Here is a 23,254-nt window from a genome sequence, read left to right as displayed (position 1 = left end):
GGGGCGGGTCGGCCGGACGGTCGGTTCGCCCTTTCCTTTCGGGATTTCCTTGAGGACAATGCCGCCCGTGAAGACCTTATTCCCCGCGCTCGGCCTGATCGGCACCCTGTTCGTCACCGCATCGACGGCCCATGCCCAAAGCGATGGCGGACAGGCCGCCCGCGCCGTGCTCCGGCGGCTGGGCGTGCCGGAGCGGCAGGTTTCGGTCGCGATCCAGCCTTCGACCGCACCCCGCTACCGGGTCCGGGTGGATCATGACCGGCTGAAGGTCGAGGCCTCCTCGCCCGTCGCGGCGGTGCGCGGGGCGGCGGCGATGCTGAATGCGCAAGGGCGGCTGTCGGTCAGTTGGGAGGGCGATCGCGTCGGTCCGATGACCCGCCTGACGCCCGGCGACAGCGGCTGGGTATCCTCGCCCTTCAACATCCGCGCCTATCTGAACACCTGCACCTATGGCTATACGACGCCCTGGTGGAACTGGGCCCGCTGGGAACGCGAGATCGACGCGATGGCGGTGCACGGCGTCGACATGCCGCTGGCCATGGAGGGGCAGGATTATGTCTGGCGCCAGCTATGGCGCGAACAGGGCTTGAGCGAGGCGCAACTGGCGCAACATTTCTCCGGCCCCGCCTTCCTGCCGTGGCAACGCATGGGCAATATAGAGGGCTATCGCGCGCCCCTGCCCACCGGGTGGATCGACAAGAAGCACGCGTTGCAAAAGCGTATCCTGACCCGGATGCGCGACCTGGGCATGACGCCGATCCTGCCCGCCTTTGCCGGGTATGTGCCCAAGGCCTTTGCCGAGGCGCATCCCAAGGCGCGGATCTACAAGATGCGATCCTGGGAGGGGTTCGAGGGCACCTATTGGCTCGACCCGTCCGATCCGCTGTTCGCCCCGCTCGCCAAGCGTTTCCTGCAACTCTACACCGCCGAATACGGGCCGGGGCAATATTATCTCGCCGACGCCTTTAACGAGATGGTGCCGCCCATCGCCGAGGATGGCAGCGATACCGTGAATGCCGCTTATGGCGACGCGACGGCCAACACACCTGCACTGGACGCGGCGACCAAGGCGGCCGCCCTGCCCCGCGAAGTCCGCGACGCCCGGCTGGCGGCCTATGGCCAGCGGCTCTACGCCGCGATCGCCGCCGCCGCCCCGGGGGCGACCTGGGTGATGCAGGGCTGGCTGTTCGGGGCGGACAAGAAATTCTGGACGCCCGACGCCATCGCCGCCTTCCTGCGCGACGTGCCGGACGAGAAGATGCTGATCCTCGACATCGGCAACGATCGCTATCCGGGCATCTGGAAGACGACGAACGGCTTCGACGGCAAGAACTGGGTTTACGGCTATGTCCATAATTATGGCGGCAGCAACCCGGTCTATGGCGCGCCCGATTTCTATCGCCGCGACGTGGCGGCGATGTTCGCCGACAAGGGGCGTGGTCATGTGCGCGGCTTCGGCATGTTCCCCGAAGGGCTGCACAGCAATAGCCTGATCTACGACTATGCCTATGATGTGGCCTGGCCGGGCGGCGACATGGGTCTCGGCCCCTGGCTGAGCCGCTACACCACCGCCCGCTATGGCCGGAGCGATCCGGCGATGACGGCAGCATGGCAGGACGTGGTCGCGGGTGCCTATGACGTGCGCTACTGGACGCCGCGCTGGTGGAACGAGCGGGCGGGCGCCTATCTCTTCTTCAAGCGTCCCGCCGCCGATGCGCCGACCTATCCCGCCGAACCGGGCGACCGGGCGAAGCTGCGTGCCGGGATCGCGGCGATGCTCAAGCTCGCGCCGGCCTATGGTGCAAGCCCGCTCTACCGCTATGATCTGGTCGACCTGACCCGCCACGCCGCCAGCCTGTCGCTGGACGACCGCGTGAAGGCCGCCGTTGCCGCCTATCAGAAGGGCGATGTCGCGACCGGCGACCGAGAGACGGCGCGGGTCAAGGCGATGGCCCTTGCCATCGACCATCTGATCGGCGGACAGCAGGAAAGCCTCGCCAGTTGGATCGCCGATGCGCGGGCCTATGGCGATACGCCCGCCGAAAAGACCGCCTACGAACAGAATGCCAAGGCGCAGGTGACGGTCTGGGGCGGCCGCGGCCATCTGGGCGATTACGCGTCCAAGGCCTGGGCGGGCATGTATGCCGATTATTACCTGCCGCGCTGGATGGCCTATCTCAACGAGGCACGCACCGCCGCCCTCGCCAAGCGGCCGGTCGACGATGCGGCGTTCACGACCAAGCTGCTCGATTGGGAAAAGGCATGGGTCGCCGATCCCCGCCCCTACAAGGCCAGCGCCCCCGCCGATCCGGTGGCCGAGGCCCGCGCGCTGATGCAGGAGACCGCCCGGTGACGACCATGACCGCCAGAACTGAGCGTTTCGCCTCGCTCGACATGTTCCGGGGCGCGACCATCTTCCTGATGATCGTGGTCAACACGGCGGGCGCGGGCGGGGCCTTCACCCAGTTGCAGCACGCGCCGTGGTTCGGCTTCACGCTGGCGGACCTGATCTATCCCAGCTTCCTGTTCGCGGTCGGCAACGCGATGAGCTTCGCGCTGACCCGGCCGATGCCCGAACATGTCTTCCTGCGTCGGGTGTTGAAGCGGGCCGCGCTGATCTTCCTGCTCGGCGTTCTGATGTACTGGTTCCCCTTCGTCACCCATCAGCCGGACGGGAGCTGGGTCGCCAAGCCCTTTGCCGACACCCGGCTGACCGGCGTGCTGCAACGCATTGCGCTCTGCTATCTGCTGGGGGCGCTGTGTGCGCGCTATCTGAAGCCCAGCCAGTTGGTGATGGTCGCGATCGGTCTGGTCGTCGCACACTGGGCGATCCTGGTCGGCCTCAGCCCGGCGGGCGAGGCGTTCGGGCGGTATAAGAATGCGGGCACGCTGTTCGACCTGTGGCTGATCGGACCGGAGCATCTGTATAAAAAGGACCATGGCTTCGATCCCGAGGGACTGCTCGGCACCCTGCCCGCTACCGCCAATGTCATCGCCGGTTATCTGACAGGGCTGGCCATCCAGCGTTGGGGCAAGCACGCGGCGACCGTCGGGCGGTTGGCGGCGATCGGGGCCGGGCTGGTCGTGGTGGCGCTGCTGCTGTCGCCGATGCTGCCGATCGGCAAGAAATTGTGGACCGGCTCTTTCGTCGCGCTGACCGTCGGCATCGACCTGATCCTGCTGGGCGCGGTGCTGTGGCTGGTCGAGATACGCGGCGTGAAGGTCGGGCGGTCCTTCCTCCAGATGCTGGGGCGCAATCCGCTCGCCATCTATCTGTTCTCCGAGCTGCTCGTCGTCGTGCTGGAGCTGATCCATGTCGATGGCGAGGGGCTTTATACCTGGGTCGGCCTCAACGCGTTTCAGCCGGTCGCGCCGGGGCCGGTGGGGTCGCTGCTTTGCGCGCTGGCCTATACGCTGATCTGCTGCGGGTTCGGGTGGGTGCTGGATCGCAAGGGGATCATTCTCAAAGTCTGAGGCGCCCTCGGGTCACCGCTCGCGAACCGAAATCGTCCGCCCCAAGCCGGACGCCCTGCCGGGCGCCGCCTCCACGACCAGCACGACCTGCCGCTCGGCCGCCCCGGCCGGGAACGGCACCATCAGCGGCGCGCCCGCAAAGTCCGTCTTCTCCGCCCGCTTCACTCCGTCCACCCATGCCTCCGCGCGGCCGACGACCTCGGCGAAGACCACCGCGCCGCCCTGCTCCGCGACCCGGCGGCGCGGCTTGAAGCTGGTGCGATAGGTCGACCACACGCCCTCGCCCGGCCCCTCCAGCCGTCCGGGCCGCGCATAGACCAGGCTGTTCATGTCGTTGCCCGCATAACGCCGCAACGGATCGGGCCGGGTCGCGGTGAAGTCGCTCCGCTTCCAGTCGGTCAGCATCGCGACGGGACGCGTCGCAGGCAGTGCGGGCAGAGGCTCGGCGGCGATCACCCGCACCGTGGCCCGCGCGGGTTTCAAGCCCGGCGCGGTCGCCTCGACCGTCAGCGTCCCCGCCCCCGCCTCGGCCCGGACCAGCGCCTGGGCCAGCCCGTGGAAGAGGCGACGCGCGGGCACGACTTCCGAGTCATGATCGTTGGGATCGCCATTGCCGACCCCGATGACCACACCCCGCGTCACCCGGAAGCTCACCGGGGCATCCGCGTCCGGCACCACCCGCCCGCGCGCATCGACCGCCATCACGGTGAAGGGCTGGACGTCGCTGCCCGTGCCCAGCATCCCGCCACGATCCGCGACCAGCTTCAACGCGACCGGCTGCCCCGCCGTTTCGACCGACGTCCGCGACACCTCGCGCCCGGCGCGGTAGCCGACCGCCTCAAGCCGTCCGGGGCTATAGGGCACCTGCCATTCGGGCATCGCCAACCGGTCGACCGTCTTTACCCCCAGGCTCTTTCCGTTCAGGCGCAGCTCGACCGTCTCGGCATTGGTCAGCGCCAGCACCCGGATCGCCTGCCCCTCGCGCCCCGGCCAGGTCCAGTGCGGCGCGATGGCGAGGGCGGGCGCATCGTCCACCCATTGTGCGCGGCGCAGATGGAAGGCCATCTTGGCGAAACCGCACAGATCCATGATGCCGAATACGCTGCTGGTCGTCGGCCATTCGAACGGCGTCGGCTCGCCATGATAGTCGAAGCCCGTCCACACGAACGTCCCCGCGACGAAGGGCCGCGTGTCGATCATCCGCCAGCTTTCGTGATGGGTCAGGCCCCATTCGGCGGCGTCGGTGTCGTAGGAACTCACTTCATGCGCCGCCATGTCGGTCTTCCACACGCCGCGAGTCATGAACGCGCTGGTATCCTCCGAACTGGTCATCGGCTTGGTCGGATGCGCCGCATGGAAGCTGTCATAGCGCCGATGCTGGTAGTTGAAGCCCATCACATCCACCGCATCCGAGACATTGAGCGGGGAAAACATCCCGTCGTTCATCGCCGCCGTGACGGGGCGCGAGGTATCGAGTTCCTTCACCGCCTCGGCCATGCGGCGGACCATCTCATAGCCCTGCTCGGTGCCCTGCATCGGTTCCTCGTTGAAGACCGACCAGAGGAAGACGCTAGGGTGATTGCGGTCGCGGCGGACCAGCCACTCCAGCTGGCGCAGATAGTCGGGGCTGGGGTTGAAGTTCCGGTTCTCGTCCATGACCAGCATCCCCAGCCGGTCGCAGGCATCGAGCAGTTCGGGCGCGGGCGCATGGTGCGAGCAGCGCAGCGCGTTGCAGCCCATCGCCTTCAGCCGCCGGATGCGCCACTCCCACATCACATCGGGCATGGCGACGCCGACCCCGGCATGGTCCTGATGGACGCAGACGCCCTTGATCTTGGTCGCCACGCCGTTGAGGTAGAAGCCGGTGCCTGCATCGAAGCGGATCTCGCGAAAACCGATCCGGGTGGCGCGGGCGTCGATGGGCTTGCCGTCGCGCAGCAGCCGCGTCTCCACCCGGTAAAGGGTCGGCCGGTCGACCGACCAGAGTTGCGGCGACGTAACCGGGATCGTGACCTTCGCCTCGGCGGTCTTGAGCGGATCGACGGTCACGTCCGTCTCCGCCCGGCCGATGGTGCGGCCCGCCGGATCGATCAGCACCGCCTCGGCCCGCACGGTCGCCGCCGTCTTCTGAATGTTGGAGACGGTCAGCGCGACCGGCACCGTCCAGCCCGTACCCTCGCGACGCGGATCGGCGTGCAGGCCATCGGTGACGATGCTCACCCCGTCCCGCACCGCCAGCCAGTTGTGGCGATAGAGCCCCGCGCCCTCATACCACCAGCCCTCCATCGTCTCAGCATCGACGCGGACGGCGAGCGTGTTCACCTCCTCGCCGAACCGGGCATAGGGGGTGATGTCGATCAGGATGGCGGTATAGCCGCTGAAGCTGTGCGCCACGAGCACGCCGTTGAACCAGACCCTGGCATTGGTCGCCGCCGCGCCCAGCTGCACCTCCAGATAGCGGCCGCGCCATTCGCTGGGCAATTTCAGCGTGCGGCGATACCAGCCGATCCCACGCCGCCGGTATCCTTGCGCGACATTGGCCTTGGGATCGACCACTTCCTCCATCGCCCAGTCATGCGGCAGCTCGACGCTGCGCCAGTCGCTGTCGTCATAGCTGACCGCCGCCGCCCCCTGCGCGATCCCGGCCTTGGCATTCTGGTAGCTTTCCTCATGCCCCAGGATCGGCGGCACCGCGATGTCGCCCTTGTGGAACAGCCAGCCGCTATCGAGCCGGAGCAGCCCCGGGTCGGACACGAATGGCGGTTCGGGCATCGCGTCGAAGGGCGCAGGCGCATCGCCGCTGTCGAGGTCGAGCCGGGTGTTCGCCGCCAGAGCAGGCGTGCCCAGCGCAGGCGCGGCCAGCCCGCTGGCGAGCAGGGTGCGGCGGGTCACGGTCATCGGGCAGTCTCCGGGAGGGGCGCGTAAAGCGGGCGGGCGCCATCGAGCACCAGCTCGACACGATCGAGGGTCAGTCCGGGATCGAGCGGCACGATCGCCACCCGGTGATGCCCGGCGACAAAGCTCTTGAGCGGCAGGGTTACGACGGCGGTGTTGGTCAGGACATTCTGCCGCCACTCATCGCTGCGCCCCGCGGTCGCGAAATCGACCATCTGCCACTCGCCATCGTCCAGCCGGACGGCGGCGCGCAAGCCGTGTGCGGGGTCGCGGGGATGGGTCGGCAGCGCGACGACGCGCAGGGTGGCCCCGGCCTCGGTCATGGTCGCGAAGCGCCATGTCGCGGGCGTCCCCTGCGCCGCCGAGCCGCGCGTCGGCAGGGTCAGCTTCGCCCGCAACGCGCCATGCTGGCTGCCGAAGTCGGGGATCGCTTCCCAATCTCCACCATAGCGCGCCGCGAGCGCAGGCATGGTGACGCGGCGTTCATCCTCGATCGCCGTGCCCGGCTCTGCCTTGGGCGGGGCGAGCGTGGTTGCATGGACGACCACCGGCTGCTCGCCGCAGCGCAGTGTCACCGGCCCAACCGCGCCCTTGCCGTCATAGCGGAGCGTCAACCGCTGCTCATACCCGCCGCGCTCGTTCAACTCGCCCTTGCCTTGCGACAAGGACAGGCCCGCCGGCATGTCGCTTACGGCCCAGGAAGTCGCCTGCGGCTGATGCTGATACAGGGTCACGGGTCGCTCGGCTGGAACGCCACGGGTAAAGGTCAGGACATTCTCATCGCCGATCCATGCGCCCCAATGCCCGCTGGCGCAGCCCTTCTGCGTGGAGGGTCGCCAGCTCGGCCACATCGGCTCGGCAAAGACGGGCAGGCGGCGCGGCGCCATGTCCATCATCTCCCGCCACTTGCCCCCGGCCAACGCATTATAGCGCACCGTGTCCGCGACCAGCCCGGCATGCGCCGCCTTGGCCCACGCGACATAGGCATTGGCGCTGGCGCGTTGATCGCGCGCGTACAGCTCGGCCAGGTCGAGCGACAGGATGCGCGTGTTCAGCCCCGCCGCGCCGCGCACCGGATAGAGGACCAGCTCGTAAAAGGCGTCCTGCCGATCCTTCGCGATACGCGCGCCGATCGCCTCGGCCTGCGCCGCAAGCGTGCGATACGCCGCGACCCGCGCCTGTGCTTCCTCGCCATCCGACTGCACATAGGCGCTGGGCCGGTTGGGCGTGACCCATTCGGTCTGGCCGAAACCCATGAACTCGGGCTTGCGCGGCCAGACCAAGTCATAGAAGCGCATCATCACATCGGCGATATCGCCCGCCTCCGCCTCGCCGAACTGCTCGGCCATGAAGCGGCGCAGATGCTCGCGCGGCGATTGGTCCAGCAGCTTTGCATCGAAGGCCAGGTCGAGGAAATATTGCGAGAGATATTCGATCGGCTTGATGTCGCCGACATTGACCACCCAGATGCGCCGCGCGTCGGTCGCCCAGGCGCGCCCCATCTCCTCGCGGATCAGCGCGGGATGCGTCGTGCCCAGCCACAAATAGTCATGCGGCCGCCCCCAATAGGACAGGTGATAATAGACCCCCGCCCCGCCCGGCCGTTTCTGCTCCTCGGGCGTGCTGAGCCGTCGCAGATAGCCGTAATTGTCGTCGGTCCACATCAGCGTGACGTCGCCCGGCAGGGTCAGCCCGGCATCATAGGCCTCCTGCAATTCATGGTACGCCACATAGAGTTGCGGAACCTGCGCCGCCGGTTTGCCCAGCGTGTCGGCCAGAAGCCCACGCTGCCGCCCGACCACGTCCTCCAGAATGCTGCGCCGCGCGGCCGTGGTCGTCACGCCCTGCATCGGCCCGTCATGCAGGCCGCGCAGGCCGACCGTGTAGAACGCCTCCTGCCCCTTGGTCTCGCCCACCCGCTCGCGCCAGTAATCGAGGATCGCCTGAGGCCGCCTGGTGAAGTCGAAGCCGCCGCGCTGGCCCTCGTCCCATTCGCGCAGATTGTTGCGGAGCATCGGCTCGGCATGGGAACTGCCGATGACGATCGCATAGCGTTTCGCGAGCGGTGCATTGCCCGGATCGCCAAAAAAGGGTGTCGAGATCGAGTGCATCGCGGGCCATAACGTGTTGGCCTTCAACCGCCACATCAGCTCGAAAACGCGCTGATAGGTCTTGGGGCCGATATTGCCCTTTTGCGGATCGAAGGTCTTGGCCGCCCAGGGCTCCAGTCCCCAATCCTCGTCGTTCAGGAAGATGCCGCGATACTTCACCGACGGCTCGCGGGAGACGAAGGCGGCGTCATCGATGGCGATCCGGTTACGACGCCGCGGGGTGACGTCCGCCCACCATTCCCAAGGCGACACGCCCAGCGCGCGGGAAAGGTCGGTCACGCCATAAGCGGCGCCGCGCGCGTCCGATCCGGCAATCAGCAGATAGCGCCGCCCCGCCACGCGGACCCCGGCGCGGACATAGCGTTCCCAGCCACCCTTGATCGGCGACAGATCGACCCCGCCCTCCGCCGCCAGCCGTTGGACGATCGGCGAAGCCGTCGTTCCGATCACGATGCACATCGGGGCGCAGGTCGCCACATCCTCGACGATCGCGCCAGGCCGCCCGCCCAGCCCAGTCAGATCGCGGGCCAGAAGCTCGGCAGCGATACGGGTCGTCCCCTCACCGTCCGGTGCCGCCAACAGGCTCGCCCGCGTGAAGTCAAACTCGGCGGCGTGGGCAGGCATGGCGAGGCCCAGCAACGATGCCAGGCCTGCGCCCATGACCGTGATCCCCGCCCGCTTCATCCGCCCACCCCCATGGTTATCGGATCAGTCTAACCCGGCGGCTCAAGCTGTAAAGCTCATTTGCCTGACCAATTAGAGGCCGCTTAAAGGCCACGGAAAGGGGCCGTGCGAAACGGCCCCTCCCGTCATCAGGCGGTGACGCCCTTGCCCGAAATGATCAGCGGGATGCCGATCTCATGCCGCGCGCCCAGTGGCAGCGTGACTTCCAGTGCCTCGGCAGTGCGCTTGAACGGCAGCGGACTATTGTCGCCCTGCAACGTCACCCGCTGGATCTGGCCCGGCATGGTCGGGTTGCCCTGCGCCAACAGGGTCATGCGCGCGATATTGTCCTCGGGCCAGCCCATCACCAGCGCATGGAGATTGCCGTTGCGCGTCACATATCGCACGTCGCGCGCGGTATAGGCGGACTTGGGACCGCCTTCGGAGAAATTGCCCGAATTGCCGCGCGTCGGGCCTTCCCCATTCAGCTTCCAGGGGCGGCTGGCATAGATCGCCTCACCATAACGGCCCATCCATTCGGCGATATCGTTGACGATCCTCTCTTCCTTGTCGTCGATCGTCCCGTCACCGCGCATCGGCACCGACAGCATCAGATTGCCGTTCTTCGACACCACGTCGCACAAGGTGTGGATGACCGTCGCCGCCGACTTGTAGCCGTCGTTCCGATAGGTCTCGATATCATAATGCCAGTTGCCGATGCAGGTGTCGGTCTGCCACGGAAAGCGCTCGATGTAATTCTTGCCGCCACGCTCGACATCGTCGACGATGCCCGTGCGCCGCTGCGGCGGCGTCATCTTGCTGGTGACGACGGCTTCCAGGCGGCCGCCATTCCACTGCATCGACTGGTTGTAGAACCAGGATGTGAAATCTAGGCCATATTGCTCGAGCGGCAGGTCGAAATTGTCGAAATAGACCATGTCCGGCCGGTATTTCCGGACCAGATCCTTGGCGCGGAGCAGCCAGTTGGGCGCGAAGTTCGAGCCTGCCGGAACCCCCTCGTTCCACAGGCGGTCGGTCGCCTCGTGCCAGGCATTGGCCTCCGCCTCGCTACGGATGCCATCGGGCATCGGCATGTGGCGGCCGGTATAAAGCTGCTGTGGGTCGAGCCCTTCCCACCATTGCCCGCGCCCTTGCGCGGCGGTCAGCTTATAGGCGTCATAGCGTTCGCCCGCGCGCGGACCGGTCGGGTCATAGCCATAAGCGGGCTGGTTCCAGTGCCAGGCATGGGCCGAGTGGTTCGACACGGCGAAGCGCAGGCCCCGCGCACGCGCGCCCTTCGCCCATTCGCCGACGATGTCCCGGCGCGGTCCCACCCGCGTCGTATTCCATGCATGATATTTGGAATCATAGGCGTCGAGATTGTCGTGATGGTTGGCCAGCGCCATGAAGTATTTCGCGCCTGCCTTTTTATAGAGGTCGAGCAAGCGGCCGGGGTCCCAACGGTCCGCCTTCCACCTGTTCTGGATCTCCATGAAGCCGACATCGGCCGGATGGCCATAGGTCTTCAGGTGATGGTTATAGGCGCGGCTGCCGGGCAGATACATCTCGCGGGCATACCAGTCGCCCTGTTCGGGCACGCACTGCGCGGTCCAGTGCGCCCACATGCCGAACTTGGCGTCGCGGAACCAGTCGGGCACGCTGTAGCCGGCGGTCAGCGACGCCCAGTCCGGCGTGAAGCGCGAGGGCGGCGGCACCTTCAGGGCACGCCCCGCTCCCATGGCCTGCGGCGCCGTCGGCACTGCCGAGGCCGCTGCGGGCGCCAGTGCCGCCGCCGCGACCGCGCCCCCGATCATCTCGCGTCTGTTCGCCTTCATCCCTCGCTCTCCCTGCCATCGATTCGGTCGCTCGCACCGGCACTTTCAAGTCCGTCCGCTCGGGTTACGTCACCCGCATCACTCTCTTCTGTGAAAGCATTATGTTATAAGCGCGATCATAATTCACATTTGTCGGAGTTTGCAAGGCGTGTCGCAGGGGCCATAATAGGGGGGCGCTCGTAATCCCGTCGCGCATTCAACGCTACTGCACCGCACCATGCAATCGATGACTGTAATCGGGTTAACTCGCTTTGCCATCGAGACCCGGTTTTCTAATCGCGCCCCGCAACACGAATAACAGACCAAAGGGGCCCCCATGCCGATTGCACCCGTTTCCCTGATCGCGATGATGGCCGCGCTGACCAGCGCGCCCCAGCAGACCGACCGCCCCCAGCCCAAGGCGCCGACCGCCGCCAAGACCGTGACGCAGAATCCGCCCGCGCCGGTCGTCGCCCGCCCCGGCGGCATGACGAACCGCGACTGGTGGCCCAGCCGCCTCGACCTGACGGCGCTGCGCCAGCATGAGGACACCCGTGCCAATCCCTACGGTGCGGACTATGACTATGTGAAGGAGTTCAACAGCCTGGACCTGGAGGCGGTCAAGGCCGACATCCGCCGCGTCCTGCACACGTCGCAGCCCTGGTGGCCGTCCGACTATGGCAATTACGGCCCCTTCTTCATCCGCATGGCCTGGCACAGCGCGGGCACCTATCGCGCCGGTGACGGGCGCGGCGGTTCGGACGGTGGCGAGCAGCGCTTCGACCCGCTGAACAGCTGGCCGGACAATGTCAGCCTGGACAAGGCCCGCCGTCTGGTCTGGCCGATCAAGCAGAAATATGGCCGCAAGCTCAGCTGGGGCGACCTGATGGTGCTGAGCGGCAATGTCGCGCTGGAGGATATGGGCTTCAAGACGGTCGGCTTTGCCGGTGGTCGTGTCGATGCGTGGCAGCCGGACGTCGTCTACTGGGGCCCCGAGACCAAGATGATGGGCACCGAGCGAACCAAGGCGGACGGCACGCTGAAGCGTCCGCTGGCGGCGACCACCATGGGCCTCATCTACGTCAACCCGGAAGGACCGAACGGCAATCACGATCCGATCGGTGCCGCCGCCGATATCCGCCGCGCCTTCGGCAACATGGCGATGAACGACGAGGAGACGCTGGCACTGATCGCGGGCGGTCACACCTTCGGCAAGGCGCATGGCGCGCATGCCCAAAAGCCGTGCCTCGGCGCCGAGCCGACCGCGGGCGCCATCGAGCAGCAGGGCCTGGGCTGGGCCAACAGGTGCGGCAAGGGCAATGCCCAGGACACGATCACTTCGGGCCTGGAAGGCGCCTGGTCGGCGACGCCCACACAGTTCACCACCCAATATATCGACAATCTGCTCAACTATGACTGGGTGAAGACCAAGAGCCCGGCGGGCGCCACCCAGTGGATTCCGACCGATCCGGCGGCGGCGCAGCTGGTGCCCGACGCGCATCTGCCGGGGGTGCGCCACGCGCCGATCATGTTCACCACCGACATGGCGCTGAAGGACGATCCCGCCTTCCGCAAGATCCTGGAGAGCTGGCAGAAGAATCCCGACCTGTTCGCCCAGGCCTTTGCGCGCGCGTGGTTCAAGCTGACCCATCGCGACCTCGGCCCGCGTGCGCGCTATCTGGGCAAGGACGTGCCGACCGAGTCCTATGTCTGGCAGGACGTCCTGCCCGCCGCCAGCTTCGCACCGATCGGTATGGAGGATCAGGCCCGGCTGAAGGCGATGGTCCTGGCATCGGGCCTGTCGGGTCCGGCGTTGATCCGCACCGCCTGGGCCTCCGCCTCGACCTTCCGCAGCACCGATATGCGCGGCGGGGCGAACGGCGCGCGCCTGCGCCTGGACCCGCAACAGGGCTGGGCGGTCAACGATCCGGCCGAGCTGAAGACGGTGCTGGCCAGGCTGACCGCGATCCAGAAGGACTTCGCCCGTAGCGGACGGCAGGTGTCGATGGCCGACCTGATCGTGCTGGGCGGCAATGCGGCGGTCGAGCAGGCCGCGCGGGCCGGGGGCATGACGGTCAGCGTGCCGTTCAAGCCCGGCCGCGTCGACGCCACCCAGGCGCAGACCGACCCCGTGTCCTTTGCCCATCTGGAACCGGTCGCCGATGGCTTCCGCAACTATTACGGGCCCAAGGCAGAGGTCAGCGCGCCAGAGGCACTGGTCGACAAGGCGGACTCGCTGGACCTGACCGTGCCGGAAATGACCGTGCTGGTCGGCGGGATGCGCGCGCTGGCTGCCAATAGCGGCGGGTCTAAGAACGGCGTGCTGACGGCCCGTCCGGGAACGCTGAGCAACGACTTCTTCGTCAACCTGCTGAGCATGGACACGGTGTGGACCAAGTCGGCGACGCCGGGCCTGTACGAGGGCAAGGACCGCGCAACGGGCGCTGCCCGCTGGACCGCGACGCCGGTCGACCTGATCTTCGGATCGAACTCCGAACTGCGCGCCGTGGCGGAAGTCTATGCCGCCGACGACGCCAAGGAGAAGTTCGTGAACGACTTCGTCGCCTCCTGGACGAAGGTCATGGACGCGGATCGCTTCTGAAGCGGAATGACATGAGATGCTCCCCTCCCCTTCAGGGGAGGGGCTCTCCCTGACTATCGAAATGTCATCGCGGTCCGACCGCAGCACCCATGCGCAAGGTGACGCGCAGGCCGGGCCGGGTATTCACGATCTCCACTGCCGCATCGAGGCGTGACGCGGCCGAGCGGACGATGGCGAGGCCCAGCCCGCTGCCCTCGCTGTCGCGTGCGGTCGACAGGCGGGTAAAGCGCTCGCCCAGCCGGGTCAGTTCCGCATCGGGCAGACCCGGGCCGTCATCGGCCACGTCGATCCTGACCCCCTGCCCCGCTTCGTCCGACACCGTCAGTATCACCTGACCGCCGCGCCGATTATAGCGGATCGCATTGTCGAGCAGGTTGGACAGGATTTCGAACAGCAAGGTGCGGTGGCTGGCGATCGCGATGTCGGCGGGCGCGTCGAGATGGATTTCCACCCCCGCCTCGATTGCTTGCGCGATACGGCGGTTGATGACCGCGACCGCCACTTCGCGCAGGTCGACCCGTTCGCGCGGCGGCGCGACGCCCGCCTCCTCGGCGCGCGCCAGGGCCAGCAACTGCTTCACCAGATGTTCCAGCCGGTCGGCGGCGTCGGCGATCTCGCCCAGCGCCGCCGGGCTGCCGCGCCGCGCCAGCGCCACCTGCACCTTCAACACGGCCAGCGGCGTGCGCATCTGGTGCGAGGCATCGGCGGTAAAACGCCGCATTCCGGCGGTCGCGCTGTCCAGCCGGGCGAGCAGATGGTTGAACGCATCGGCCAGCGGGCGAAGCTCGACCGGTAGCGGCCCGGTGTCGAGCGGCGACAGGTCCGGCGTCGCCCGCGTGTCCCGCGCCGCCACCGCCCCGCGCAGCCCCGCCAGCGGCCGCAGGCTCCAGGCGAGTGCCGGGCGGATCAGCAGCATGGCCACACCCACCAGCAGCAACTCGCCCAGCACCAGCGCGATCACCAACCGCCGTTGCAGCGCGCGGCGACCGTCCAGCGTCTCGGCGACCTGCACGATCACCGGCGCGTCGATGCGCGGCAGCGCGCGGCGCACCTCGGCGATACGGATATCCTGGTCGCGGTAGCGCGCGAAGCGGAAGCGCGGCGTGTCGAGCGCCAGTTCGGCGATGTTCGGCGCGGACAGGTCGGCATAGCCGGTCAGCAGACGCCCGCCCACCGCGATCCGGTAATAGACATTGTCGCGCTCGCTATTCTCCAGCATGCCGAAGGCGGCGGCGGGCAGGTCCAGCGTCACCTCGCCGCGCTCCACCTGCACCGTCTCGGCCACCGCGCCCAGCGCGCCGCCGAGCACGCGGTCGTTGGTGCGGCGGACCACATCGGCGATCAGCGTCGCCCCCGCCAGTCCCAGCAGCACCGCGATCGCCAGCATCGGCGCCAGCATCGCGGCAAGCAGCCGGGTGCGCAGCGCTACGGCACGCCCGCGCGACGGCTTAATGGGCATCGAGCATATAGCCGACCCCGCGCACGGTGCGGATCGCCGGGCCGTCGGGGGACAGCTTGCCGCGCAGCCGGGTGATGTTCACCTCGATCGCATTGGGCCCGACCGGCTCGTCATAACCGAACACCTCGGATTGCAGCGTCTCGCGCGGCACGATCTGCCCCGCGCGGGTCGCCAGCGCGTCGAGCACCGCCCATTCGCGGCGACGTAGGTCGAGCGGCCGCTCCCCCACTCGCGCCGCGCCGCGCGACCGGTCGAGAACCAGCGCCCCGACGACCAGTTCGGGCGTCGGATCGCCGCCGCGCCGCCGCCCCAGTGCCCGGATGCGCGCCTCCAGTTCCTCCGGCGCGAAGGGCTTGCGCAGATAATCGTCCGCGCCCAGGTCCAGCCCGCGCACCCGGTCGTCCAGCGCATCGCGCGCGGTCAGCATCATTACCGGCACCCGGTTGCCCTGCCGCCGTAGCGTCTGGAGCACCGAAAAACCGTCGATATCCGGCAGCCCAACATCCAGGACGACCAGCGCATAGGCCTCGTCCGCCGCGACCATCAGCGCATCCTCGCCGGCCGCGACATGATCGACCGCATGTCCCGCCGCGCGGAGCAGCGCGACGATTCCGCGTGCCAGCGCCGCATCATCCTCGACGATCAGAATCCGCATGACGCAGCCTTTCCGTGAAAGGCGGATGACAGCTTGCCGGGATTATCCATGGCATTGCGCTTACCCGAACTCAGAGGCGGGAAGCGAGAGGACCTGAACGATGCGAATGGTAATTCTATCGATGCTGATGCTGGGTGCCGTCGCGCCCGCTCGCGCCGATGCGCAGCGCCCGACCGGTTATCCCCGCTCCTATGACGCGCTGGTCGCCAATGCGCGCGGCGAGCGTTTGGTGCGCATCTATGGCAATGCCGACACCGCCGCGATGCAGCCGCTGATCGCGGCCTTTCGCCGCACCTATCCCGGCGTCCAGGTGCGCTATGACGATCTGGAATCGAGCATCATCTACGACCGCGTCGTCGCGGAAGCACGGGGCAAGGCACCAGGGGCCGATGTCGTCTGGTCGTCGGCGATGGACCTCCAGGCCAAGCTGATCAACGACGGCTATGCGCAAGCCTATCTCAGCCCCGAAAAGCCCGCACTCCCCGCCACGGCGGTCTGGAAGAATATGGGGTACGGCGTCACTGCCGAGCCGGTCGCCTTCGTCGTCAACCGCCGCCTGATCCCCGCCAGACAGGTGCCGCGGACGCACGAGGCGTTCGAACAACTGCTCCGCACCCGTCGCGCCCAGCTGATGGGCAAGGTCGCCACCTATGATCCCGCCCGGTCCAATGTCGGTTATCTCTATCTGACCGAGGATCATGCGATCACCCGCGACACCCGCTCGCTGGTGCAGGCGATCGCGGCGACCCGGCCGATGCTGTCGCGCACCACCGAGCCGATGCTGGACGCGGTGTCGGCGGGGCGGATCGCCATCGCGTACAATGTCGTCGGCCCCTATGCGCTGACCCGTGCGATGCGCGACCCGAACATCCGGGTGGTCTTCCCGCGCGACTATACGATCGTCGCCTCGCGCGTCGCCTTCATTGCCCGCGATGCCCGGCATCCGGCGGCGGCGCGGCTGTTCCTGGACTTCCTGCTGTCGCGCACCGGGCAGACGCTGCTCGCCCGCCAATGGCTGCTCCCGGTGCGCGGCGATGTCCGCGCACCCCGCCTGTCCGCCGAACAGCAGCGCCCGATCCGGGTCGGCCCACAGCTTCTCGTCAATCTCGACACGATCAAGCGCCGCCGCTTCCTGGCCGACTGGCGCGCCACTCTTGCTCAAGAGGCCCCCAAATGATGACCCCGATCCGAACCGCCACCGCGCTGGTCGCCCTGTTGGCCGCCACCCCCGCGCTCGCCCAGACGCCGACCAACGACGACCTCGCTGCACTGCTCCGCCAGCAGGCCGCCGAGATCGCGACCTTGCGCGCCCGGCTCGACCGGCTGGAGGGGACGACCGCCGCGCCCGCTCCGGTTGCCGCCACGGCCCCTGCCCCGACCACCCCGCCTGCGCCGCAACTGGCGCAAACCGACACGATCGGCCGCGATACCGTCACCCGCCCCTTCGCGCCGCAGCTGGTGCCCCCCGGCCCCGCCGAACGCGACGTCGCGCAGGCGCGGCAGGCCAATGCGGCGGGGGTCACCACCGAATGGGGTGCGGGCCTGCCCGTCTTCCACTCGGCGGACGGTATCTATACCTTCAAGCCGCGCGGCCGCATCCTGACCGATGTCAGCTCGACCTTCGGATCGGCCTATGACGGGCGCAACATCACGACGACCGGCATGCGCGCGCTGCGCCTGGGTCTGGAAGGCGGGGTCGGAACCCATTTCTTCTACCAGTTCGAATCCGACTTCTCGGAAAACGAAGTCGATATCGTCACCGCCTTTATCGGCTGGCGCAACCGCATCCGGCCGGGCCTGGATTACGACCTGCGCGCCGGGCATCTGTTCAACGATCGCGGGTTCGAGGGTTCGACGGGATCGGACTCGACGCCGTTCATGGAGCGCACCGTCGTCTCCACCGCGATCATCCCACAACGCGGCTTCTATGGCGTCGGCATCATGCCGCGCCTGTTCTGGAAGACCGGCCACGCCTCGCTGACGCTCACCGGCGACCGGATCGATGGCAACCAGGGCGGCAATGACAGCCGCACGGTGCTGGGCCGCGCACACTGGAACCCGATCAAGAGCGACCATTCGGTCCTGCATGTCGGCCTCTGGGGCTTCGACGAGGCGTTGTCCGCCAACGCGACCACGCTGACCCGCAATACGGTGATCGGCGGCCGCTTCAACGGCGCGCTGCGCGTGTCGACCGGCGCGCTGCTGGGCGGGCGCAGCACCACCGGTTACGGCGCGGAGCTGGGCGGCTATGTCGGCCCGGTCTGGGTCATGGCGGAAGCGGGCGAGCGCCGCGCGCGCCTGACCGGCGGACGCCCCGACTTCCTCAGCAAGGCATGGAGCCTGTCGGGCGGCTGGTTCGTCACCGGCGACCTGCCCCCCTATAACCCCCGCCTCGGCAGCTTCGGCCAGCCGCGCGTCCTGAAGCCGATCTTCGAGGGCGGACCGGGCGCGATCGAGCTGACCGCACGCTACGAAAATCTCGACTATACCAGCCTGTTGACCGGCGGGCGCGGCTGGGCCGCGACGGCGGGCGTGAACTGGTATCTCAACAGCTTCACCCGGCTCCAGTTCAACTGGGTCCATTGGGACACTGACAATCGCGCAGGGACCTATACCGGCCCCGACAGCGGCGAGACGATCGGCACCCGCATCGCCGTCACCTTCTAAACACCCCTTTCTCCTCTCACGGAGCATCCTTCGATGGATCTTGCCCTGCTTGGCTTCCTGATGGTCGCCACCTTCATGACGCTCATCATGACGAAGCGGATGACCCCGCTGGTCGCGCTGATCGTCGTGCCCACCGCCTTCGCGCTGATCGCCGGTTTCGCCTCGGGCCTGGGCGACATGATGATCGACGGCATCAAGAACCTGGCGCCGACCGGCGTGATGCTGCTGTTCGCGATCCTGTTCTTCTCGATCATGACCGATACCGGGCTGTTCGATCCTTTGGTCAACCGGCTGCTGCGGGTCGTGCACGGCGATCCGATGGCGATCCTGATCGGCACGGTGGTGCTGTGCGCGATCGTCAGCCTGGATGGCGACGGATCGACCACCTACATCATCACCATCGCCGCGCTGCTGCCGCTCTACAAGCGGTACGATATGAACCGGCTATACCTATGCTGTTTGCTCATGAGCACCAGCGGCATCATGAACCTGACGCCTTGGGGCGGTCCGACCGCCCGCGCCGCCAGCGCGCTGAAGCTCGATCCCGCGACGCTGTTCCTGCCGCTGATCCCCGGCATGATCGCGGGCCTCGCCTTCCTGATCGGCCTGGCGATCTGGTTCGGCCGCAAGGAGCGTCGCCGCATCGGCCATGTGAAGTCGAACGAGCCGACCGCCTTCACCGGCATGGCCGTGTCACAATTCCCCGAGGCGCGCCGCCCGCATCTGCGCTGGTTCAACGGCGCGCTGACCCTGACGCTGATCGCGGGGCTGGTATCGGGCATCCTGCCGCTGTCGGTGCTGATGATGCTGGCCTTCGCCATCGCCATGATCGTCAACTATCCGCAGGTCGCCGAGCAGAAGGAGCGGATTGCCGCCCATGCCGGTAACGTCCTGTCGGTCGTCTCGCTGATCTTCGCCGCCGGTATCTTCACCGGCATCCTGTCGGGCACCGGCATGGTCGAGGCGATGAGCAAGGAAGTCGTCGGCTTCATCCCGCCGGTCCTGGGGCCCTATATGGCGCCGATCACTGCGCTGCTCAGCCTGCCCTTCACCTTCTTCATCTCCAACGATGCCTTCTATTTCGGAATGCTCCCGATCCTGGCGGAGGCGGGCGCGCATTACGGCGTGTCGCCGATGGCGATCGCGCGTGCCTCGCTGATGGGCCAGCCGGTCCATCTGCTCAGCCCGCTGGTGCCGTCGACCTATCTGCTGGTCAGCCTGGCGGGCATCGACCTCGCCGATCACCAGCGCTTCACGCTGGTTCCGGCCGCCGTGGTGTGCGTGGTGATGACGCTGGTCGGGATGGCGGTGCTCGCCTTCCCGCTGGTGGGCTGATCCGATGGCAACGCTCTGGCAGCATATCGTCGCCGACTTTGCCGCGATCGGCTCTCCGGCCGCGCTCGCCGCCTTTGCCCAGGTCGTCATGATCGACGCGTTGCTGGCCGCCGACAACGCCATCGTCGTCGGCGCGCTGGCGGCCGGGCTGCCCCCGGCGATGCGGCGCAAGGTGATCCTGGTCGGGGTCATTGCCGCGCTCGTCCTGCGTATCGGTTTCGCGCTGGTGGTGACGCAGCTGCTCCAGATCGTCGGGCTGGTGCTGGCGGGCGGGTTGCTGCTGGTCTGGGTCGCCTGGAAGATGTGGCGCGAGCTGCGCGGTGCGGGGGAAGACGATCCCCTGACCGAACAGGCCCCGCGTCGTTTCTGGGCCGCCGCCTGGGCAGTGGCGGTCGCCGACATCTCGATGAGCCTCGACAATGTTCTGGCGGTCGCGGGCGCGGCGCGCGATCATCCCGGCATCCTTGCCATCGGCCTGATCCTGTCGGTCGCGCTGATGGGCCTCGCCGCCAATGTCCTGGCCCGCGTGATCGAGCGCTATCGCTGGCTCGCCTATGTCGGACTGCTCGTCATCCTGTGGGTCGCAGGCAAGATGATCTGGGAAGGGCTGACCGACCCGTCACGCGGCCTCCTGACCCTTTTCGCCTGACGCCTCCACGCGACCTCATTTTTGGGAGACATAGCCATGATCCGCAACGCGCCGCCCCTCGTGCTCTTGCCCGCCATGGGATGCGACGGCCAGCTTTGGGCTCGGCAGGTCGTCGACCTCAGCGACATCACCCATCCGATGCTGGGCGACCTGACCGTCGACGACACGCTGGAGGCGATGGCGGCGCGTGTGCTGGCACATGCCCCGCCACGCTTCACGGTCGCGGGAGTCAGCCTGGGCGGCTATGTCGCGCTGGAGATCATCCGGCAGGCCCCCGAGCGGGTGCAGCGGGTGGCGCTGTTCGGTACTCGCGCCTCGATGCAGATGCGTCCCCGCACCGTCGCCGATCAGGGCCTGCTCGCCACCGCACCGCATGCCGACCCGGCCCTCACCCCGATCGTCAGCGGCCCGGTGCAGGCCATGGCCGAGCGCGTCGGTACGGCGGTGTTCGAGCGGCAGCAGCGCGCCCTGCTCGCCCGGCCCGATATCGGCCCGGCCATCGCGGCAGTCCGGGTGCCGACACTGGTCGCGGTCGGCGATCGCGACCGCATCTGCCTGCCCGCCGATGCGCGCGAATTGGCCGATCGCATCACGGATGCGCGCTTTCATGAAATCCGCAATTGCGGCCATCTGGCCCCGATCGAGCGCCCCGGCGAGGTGACCATGTTGCTGCGCGACTGGTTGCAAGGCTGACCAGCACTTCGCTGCGCCGCCGCAAACCATGGTTGCACCCCCAAGCTATAGACGTTACTGCGAGTCGATAGCGATAAGGGGGTTGAGCCATGAATGTCTTGAACGGTGCGGCCAGCCTGGCCGCCTTGCTGGTCTGTGCGCCCGCCATGGCGGCCACGACGGACCCCATCGGAGACATCCCTCCGCCCGGCGAGGACATCGTCGTGACCGGGCGGGCGCAGCATCTCTACCGTGTCGATACGACGACTGTCGGCAAGACGGCCGAAGACCCGCTGAATATTCCGCAGGCCCTTCAGGTCATCAATGAGGAGCTGTTCACCGATCAGGGCGCGCGCGACGCGACCGATATCTATCGCAACATCTCGGGCGTCAGCGCCTTCAGCTATGCGGGCATCACCTTTCGCGGCTTTCGGCAGGACCAGTCCTTTTATGACGGTCAGCGCGGCAATCCCTTTATCGGCTTTTCGGTGCCGCAGTTGTTCACCGTCAGCCGGGTCGAGGTGCTGAAGGGACCGGCGGGCCTGTTCTTCGGCCCCGGTTCGCCCGGCGGCATCATCAACTATGTCTCGAAGACGCCCAACGAGGTCAGCGCGTTGCGCACGGTCGCCACGCTGGGCAATTACGGTCGCGCGGGCATCTCGTCCGAGGCGACGGGCAAGGTCGATGCGAACGGCGTCGTCACCTATCGGCTCGGCGGCTTCTATGAGGCGATGACGCCCTTCCGCTACAACACGAAGAACAAGTCGCTGATCGGCGATGGCGGCCTGTCCTTCCGCACCAACCAGGGCGGCAAGCTGACCGTGCAGGCCACGGTTTACGACAACTTCCTGCGCGGCAATCGGCTGCGCGGCGTGCCGGTCGACAATGACGGCAATTTCCTGGGCGATATCCGCTGGAACGCCAACGAACCCACCGACTTCCTCCATTTGAAGTCGCAAGCCTATCAGGCACGCTACGTCACTGACATCGGTGACGCGATCACCTTCGACGCGGGCGCGCGCTACTTCAAGGCGATGGAAACGCAGCAATATCACGAGGCACGCGGTTTCGTGAGCGGCAGTTCCGACCTGATCGCGCGCGAGTTCCGCGACCAGATCCGCGACGTCGACGGTCTGTCCTTCATGGCCAACGCCACCGCCAAGGTGCCGCTGTTCGGCATGGTCCACAAATTCCAGGCGGGCGCCGACTGGTATGACGAGACCAGCATCCTCAACTCGCGCATCCTGCGTTCGGGCGTGACACCACTGAGCCTCAGCAAGCCGGTCTATACCATGACCGGCCGCGACGTGGCTCGCGCTGCCGCCCTGCCCTTCGAGACGTCGAACACGCGCAGCCGGCGTACGGGTGCCTATCTGCAAGACCAGGTCACCGTCACCGACGCGCTGCTGCTGGTCGGTGGGGTCCGTTACGACCGATTTGACGACACCGTGGCGACCAACCGTCGCCGCGGCGGGCCGCCCACAAACGACTCCTACAGCGATGGCCGCTTCACCTATCGCGCCGGGGCGATCGCCAAGCCGCGCAAGGACGTGTCGCTTTACGCCAGTTGGTCGGGCAGTTTCGAGCCGCAGAGCCCGGCCAGCCAGAATCCCGATGCGGGCGGCCCCTTCGCCCCGGTCACGGGCGGGCAGGTCGAAGGCGGCGTCAAGTCGGTGCTGATGGGCGGGCGGCTTCAGGCCAATGCGGCCGTCTATCGGATCGTCCGCCGCAACATGCTTCAGGTCGACCCCAGCCTGGCCCCCATCAACGGGCAGGACCAGCTCCGCCCGATCGGCCAGGTGACGAGCAAGGGGTTCGAGATCGATCTGGCGACCGACATCACGCCCGACTGGGTGCTGATGGCCAATTACGGCTATAACGACACCCGGATCACCGGCACCGTTCCGGGCCAGTCGCTGACCAACGCGGTCGGCAACCGCTTCGCCAATGCGCCGCAGCACCAGCTCGGCTTCTGGACGCGTTACCAGATCGCGCCGATCGGCACCGCGATCGGCTTTGGCGGCGAATATCTGTCGAGCCGGATCAGCCTCTCTGGCCAGGCGGTGCAGCCCTATACGATCTTCGATGCCTCGATCACCAAGTCGCTGGGCATCATGGAGCTGATGCTGCGCGTCGATAACCTGTTCGACAAGCGCTATGCCGCCTCCGGCTTCTCGCTGCAAAGCGGCAGCTTCCCGGGCGAACCACGGACCCTGCTGGCGGAATTGCGGTTTCGGTTCTGATCGAGCTCCGGTCGG

The 23,254-nt window shown here is 67.4% G+C and carries 14 protein-coding genes; 9 read left to right on the top strand and 5 right to left on the bottom strand.

The features are described from left to right. Positions 1 to 67 precede the first annotated feature (67 nt). Positions 68 to 2,353: an alpha-N-acetylglucosaminidase gene (locus ACWKSV_RS01300; RefSeq protein ID WP_237243563.1), complete on the top strand. Its 2,286-nt coding sequence runs from the start codon at positions 68 to 70 to the stop codon at positions 2,351 to 2,353. Positions 2,354 to 2,358: 5 nt separating this feature from the next. Then, positions 2,359 to 3,474 (top strand): acyltransferase family protein, encoded by a 1,116-nt coding sequence (locus ACWKSV_RS01295; protein WP_076718028.1) that lies wholly within the window; start codon positions 2,359 to 2,361, stop codon positions 3,472 to 3,474. A 12-nt stretch (positions 3,475 to 3,486) separates the two neighbouring features. Here ACWKSV_RS01295 and galA read toward each other — a convergent pair whose 3' ends face one another. From galA to ACWKSV_RS01280, 3 genes are all read right to left on the bottom strand, one after another. Beyond that, on the bottom strand, positions 3,487 to 6,372 hold the full coding sequence (galA, locus tag ACWKSV_RS01290; RefSeq protein WP_172839642.1) for a beta-galactosidase GalA: 2,886 nt from the start codon (positions 6,370 to 6,372) through the stop codon (positions 3,487 to 3,489). Beyond that, positions 6,369 to 9,164, bottom strand: coding sequence for a glycosyl hydrolase 115 family protein (locus ACWKSV_RS01285; RefSeq protein WP_076715583.1), 2,796 nt, complete (start codon positions 9,162 to 9,164; stop codon positions 6,369 to 6,371). Before ACWKSV_RS01285 ends, galA begins: the two co-directional genes overlap by 4 nt. A 128-nt stretch (positions 9,165 to 9,292) precedes the next feature. Continuing rightward, positions 9,293 to 10,978: an alpha-L-fucosidase gene (locus tag ACWKSV_RS01280; protein ID WP_076715581.1), complete on the bottom strand. Its 1,686-nt coding sequence runs from the start codon at positions 10,976 to 10,978 to the stop codon at positions 9,293 to 9,295. 349 nt (positions 10,979 to 11,327) lie between these two features. Here ACWKSV_RS01280 and katG point away from each other — a divergent pair, with 349 nt between their 5' ends. Next, complete coding sequence (gene katG / locus ACWKSV_RS01275; RefSeq protein WP_443026384.1) at positions 11,328 to 13,559, top strand: catalase/peroxidase HPI; 2,232 nt, start codon at positions 11,328 to 11,330, stop codon at positions 13,557 to 13,559. Between the two features lie 64 nt (positions 13,560 to 13,623). Here katG and ACWKSV_RS01270 read toward each other — a convergent pair whose 3' ends face one another. Continuing rightward, positions 13,624 to 15,018, bottom strand: a complete 1,395-nt coding sequence (locus ACWKSV_RS01270) for a sensor histidine kinase (RefSeq protein ID WP_076715578.1) — start codon at positions 15,016 to 15,018, stop codon at positions 13,624 to 13,626. Then, positions 15,008 to 15,673: a response regulator gene (locus tag ACWKSV_RS01265; protein ID WP_076715577.1), complete on the bottom strand. Its 666-nt coding sequence runs from the start codon at positions 15,671 to 15,673 to the stop codon at positions 15,008 to 15,010. The genes ACWKSV_RS01270 and ACWKSV_RS01265 overlap by 11 nt, the downstream gene beginning before the upstream one ends. A 100-nt stretch (positions 15,674 to 15,773) precedes the next feature. On the opposite strand from ACWKSV_RS01265, the gene ACWKSV_RS01260 reads away from it, so the two are divergent. The 6 genes from ACWKSV_RS01260 (at position 15,774) to ACWKSV_RS01235 (ending at position 23,239) form a co-directional block, all read left to right on the top strand. Continuing rightward, positions 15,774 to 16,850 carry an ABC transporter substrate-binding protein gene (locus ACWKSV_RS01260; RefSeq protein WP_076715575.1) on the top strand — a complete coding sequence of 359 codons (1,077 nt, stop codon included), beginning with the start codon at positions 15,774 to 15,776 and terminating at the stop codon, positions 16,848 to 16,850. Then, positions 16,847 to 18,340, top strand: a complete 1,494-nt coding sequence (locus tag ACWKSV_RS01255) for an OprO/OprP family phosphate-selective porin (RefSeq protein WP_483666832.1) — start codon at positions 16,847 to 16,849, stop codon at positions 18,338 to 18,340. The genes ACWKSV_RS01260 and ACWKSV_RS01255 overlap by 4 nt, the downstream gene beginning before the upstream one ends. Before the next feature lie 33 nt (positions 18,341 to 18,373). Next, entirely contained in the window at positions 18,374 to 19,675 is a 1,302-nt protein-coding gene (locus tag ACWKSV_RS01250; protein WP_056439777.1) for a CitMHS family transporter, read from the top strand. 4 nt (positions 19,676 to 19,679) lie between these two features. Beyond that, on the top strand, positions 19,680 to 20,324 hold the full coding sequence (locus ACWKSV_RS01245; RefSeq protein WP_076715572.1) for a YjbE family putative metal transport protein: 645 nt from the start codon (positions 19,680 to 19,682) through the stop codon (positions 20,322 to 20,324). Between the two features lie 36 nt (positions 20,325 to 20,360). Continuing rightward, positions 20,361 to 21,017 carry an alpha/beta fold hydrolase gene (locus ACWKSV_RS01240; RefSeq protein ID WP_076715571.1) on the top strand — a complete coding sequence of 219 codons (657 nt, stop codon included), beginning with the start codon at positions 20,361 to 20,363 and terminating at the stop codon, positions 21,015 to 21,017. An 89-nt stretch (positions 21,018 to 21,106) separates the two neighbouring features. Further along, a complete protein-coding gene (locus tag ACWKSV_RS01235; RefSeq protein ID WP_076715569.1) occupies positions 21,107 to 23,239 on the top strand; it encodes a TonB-dependent siderophore receptor in 2,133 nt (710 codons plus the stop codon). The last annotated feature ends 15 nt before the right edge of the window (positions 23,240 to 23,254 follow it).

The organism is Sphingomonas sp. SphC10, from assembly GCF_057004845.1.
This window is presented reverse-complemented; position numbering and strand designations above follow the sequence as displayed.

Excerpts from the sequence above, each read along its gene's own strand:
- ACWKSV_RS01285 (WP_076715583.1), bottom strand. The coding sequence starts at position 9,164 with ATGAAGCGGGCGGGGATCACGGTCATGGGCGCAGGCCTGGCATCGTTG.
- ACWKSV_RS01250 (WP_056439777.1), top strand. The coding sequence starts at position 18,374 with ATGGATCTTGCCCTGCTTGGCTTCCTGATGGTCGCCACCTTCATGACG.
- ACWKSV_RS01255 (WP_483666832.1), top strand. The coding sequence starts at position 16,847 with ATGATGACCCCGATCCGAACCGCCACCGCGCTGGTCGCCCTGTTGGCC.
- ACWKSV_RS01280 (WP_076715581.1), bottom strand. The coding sequence starts at position 10,978 with ATGAAGGCGAACAGACGCGAGATGATCGGGGGCGCGGTCGCGGCGGCG.
- ACWKSV_RS01260 (WP_076715575.1), top strand. The coding sequence starts at position 15,774 with ATGCGAATGGTAATTCTATCGATGCTGATGCTGGGTGCCGTCGCGCCC.
- ACWKSV_RS01295 (WP_076718028.1), top strand. The coding sequence starts at position 2,359 with ATGACCGCCAGAACTGAGCGTTTCGCCTCGCTCGACATGTTCCGGGGC.
- ACWKSV_RS01245 (WP_076715572.1), top strand. The coding sequence starts at position 19,680 with ATGGCAACGCTCTGGCAGCATATCGTCGCCGACTTTGCCGCGATCGGC.
- ACWKSV_RS01265 (WP_076715577.1), bottom strand. The coding sequence starts at position 15,673 with ATGCGGATTCTGATCGTCGAGGATGATGCGGCGCTGGCACGCGGAATC.
- ACWKSV_RS01270 (WP_076715578.1), bottom strand. The coding sequence starts at position 15,018 with ATGCCCATTAAGCCGTCGCGCGGGCGTGCCGTAGCGCTGCGCACCCGG.
- katG (WP_443026384.1), top strand. The coding sequence starts at position 11,328 with ATGGCCGCGCTGACCAGCGCGCCCCAGCAGACCGACCGCCCCCAGCCC.
- ACWKSV_RS01235 (WP_076715569.1), top strand. The coding sequence starts at position 21,107 with ATGAATGTCTTGAACGGTGCGGCCAGCCTGGCCGCCTTGCTGGTCTGT.
- ACWKSV_RS01240 (WP_076715571.1), top strand. The coding sequence starts at position 20,361 with ATGATCCGCAACGCGCCGCCCCTCGTGCTCTTGCCCGCCATGGGATGC.
- galA (WP_172839642.1), bottom strand. The coding sequence starts at position 6,372 with ATGACCGTGACCCGCCGCACCCTGCTCGCCAGCGGGCTGGCCGCGCCT.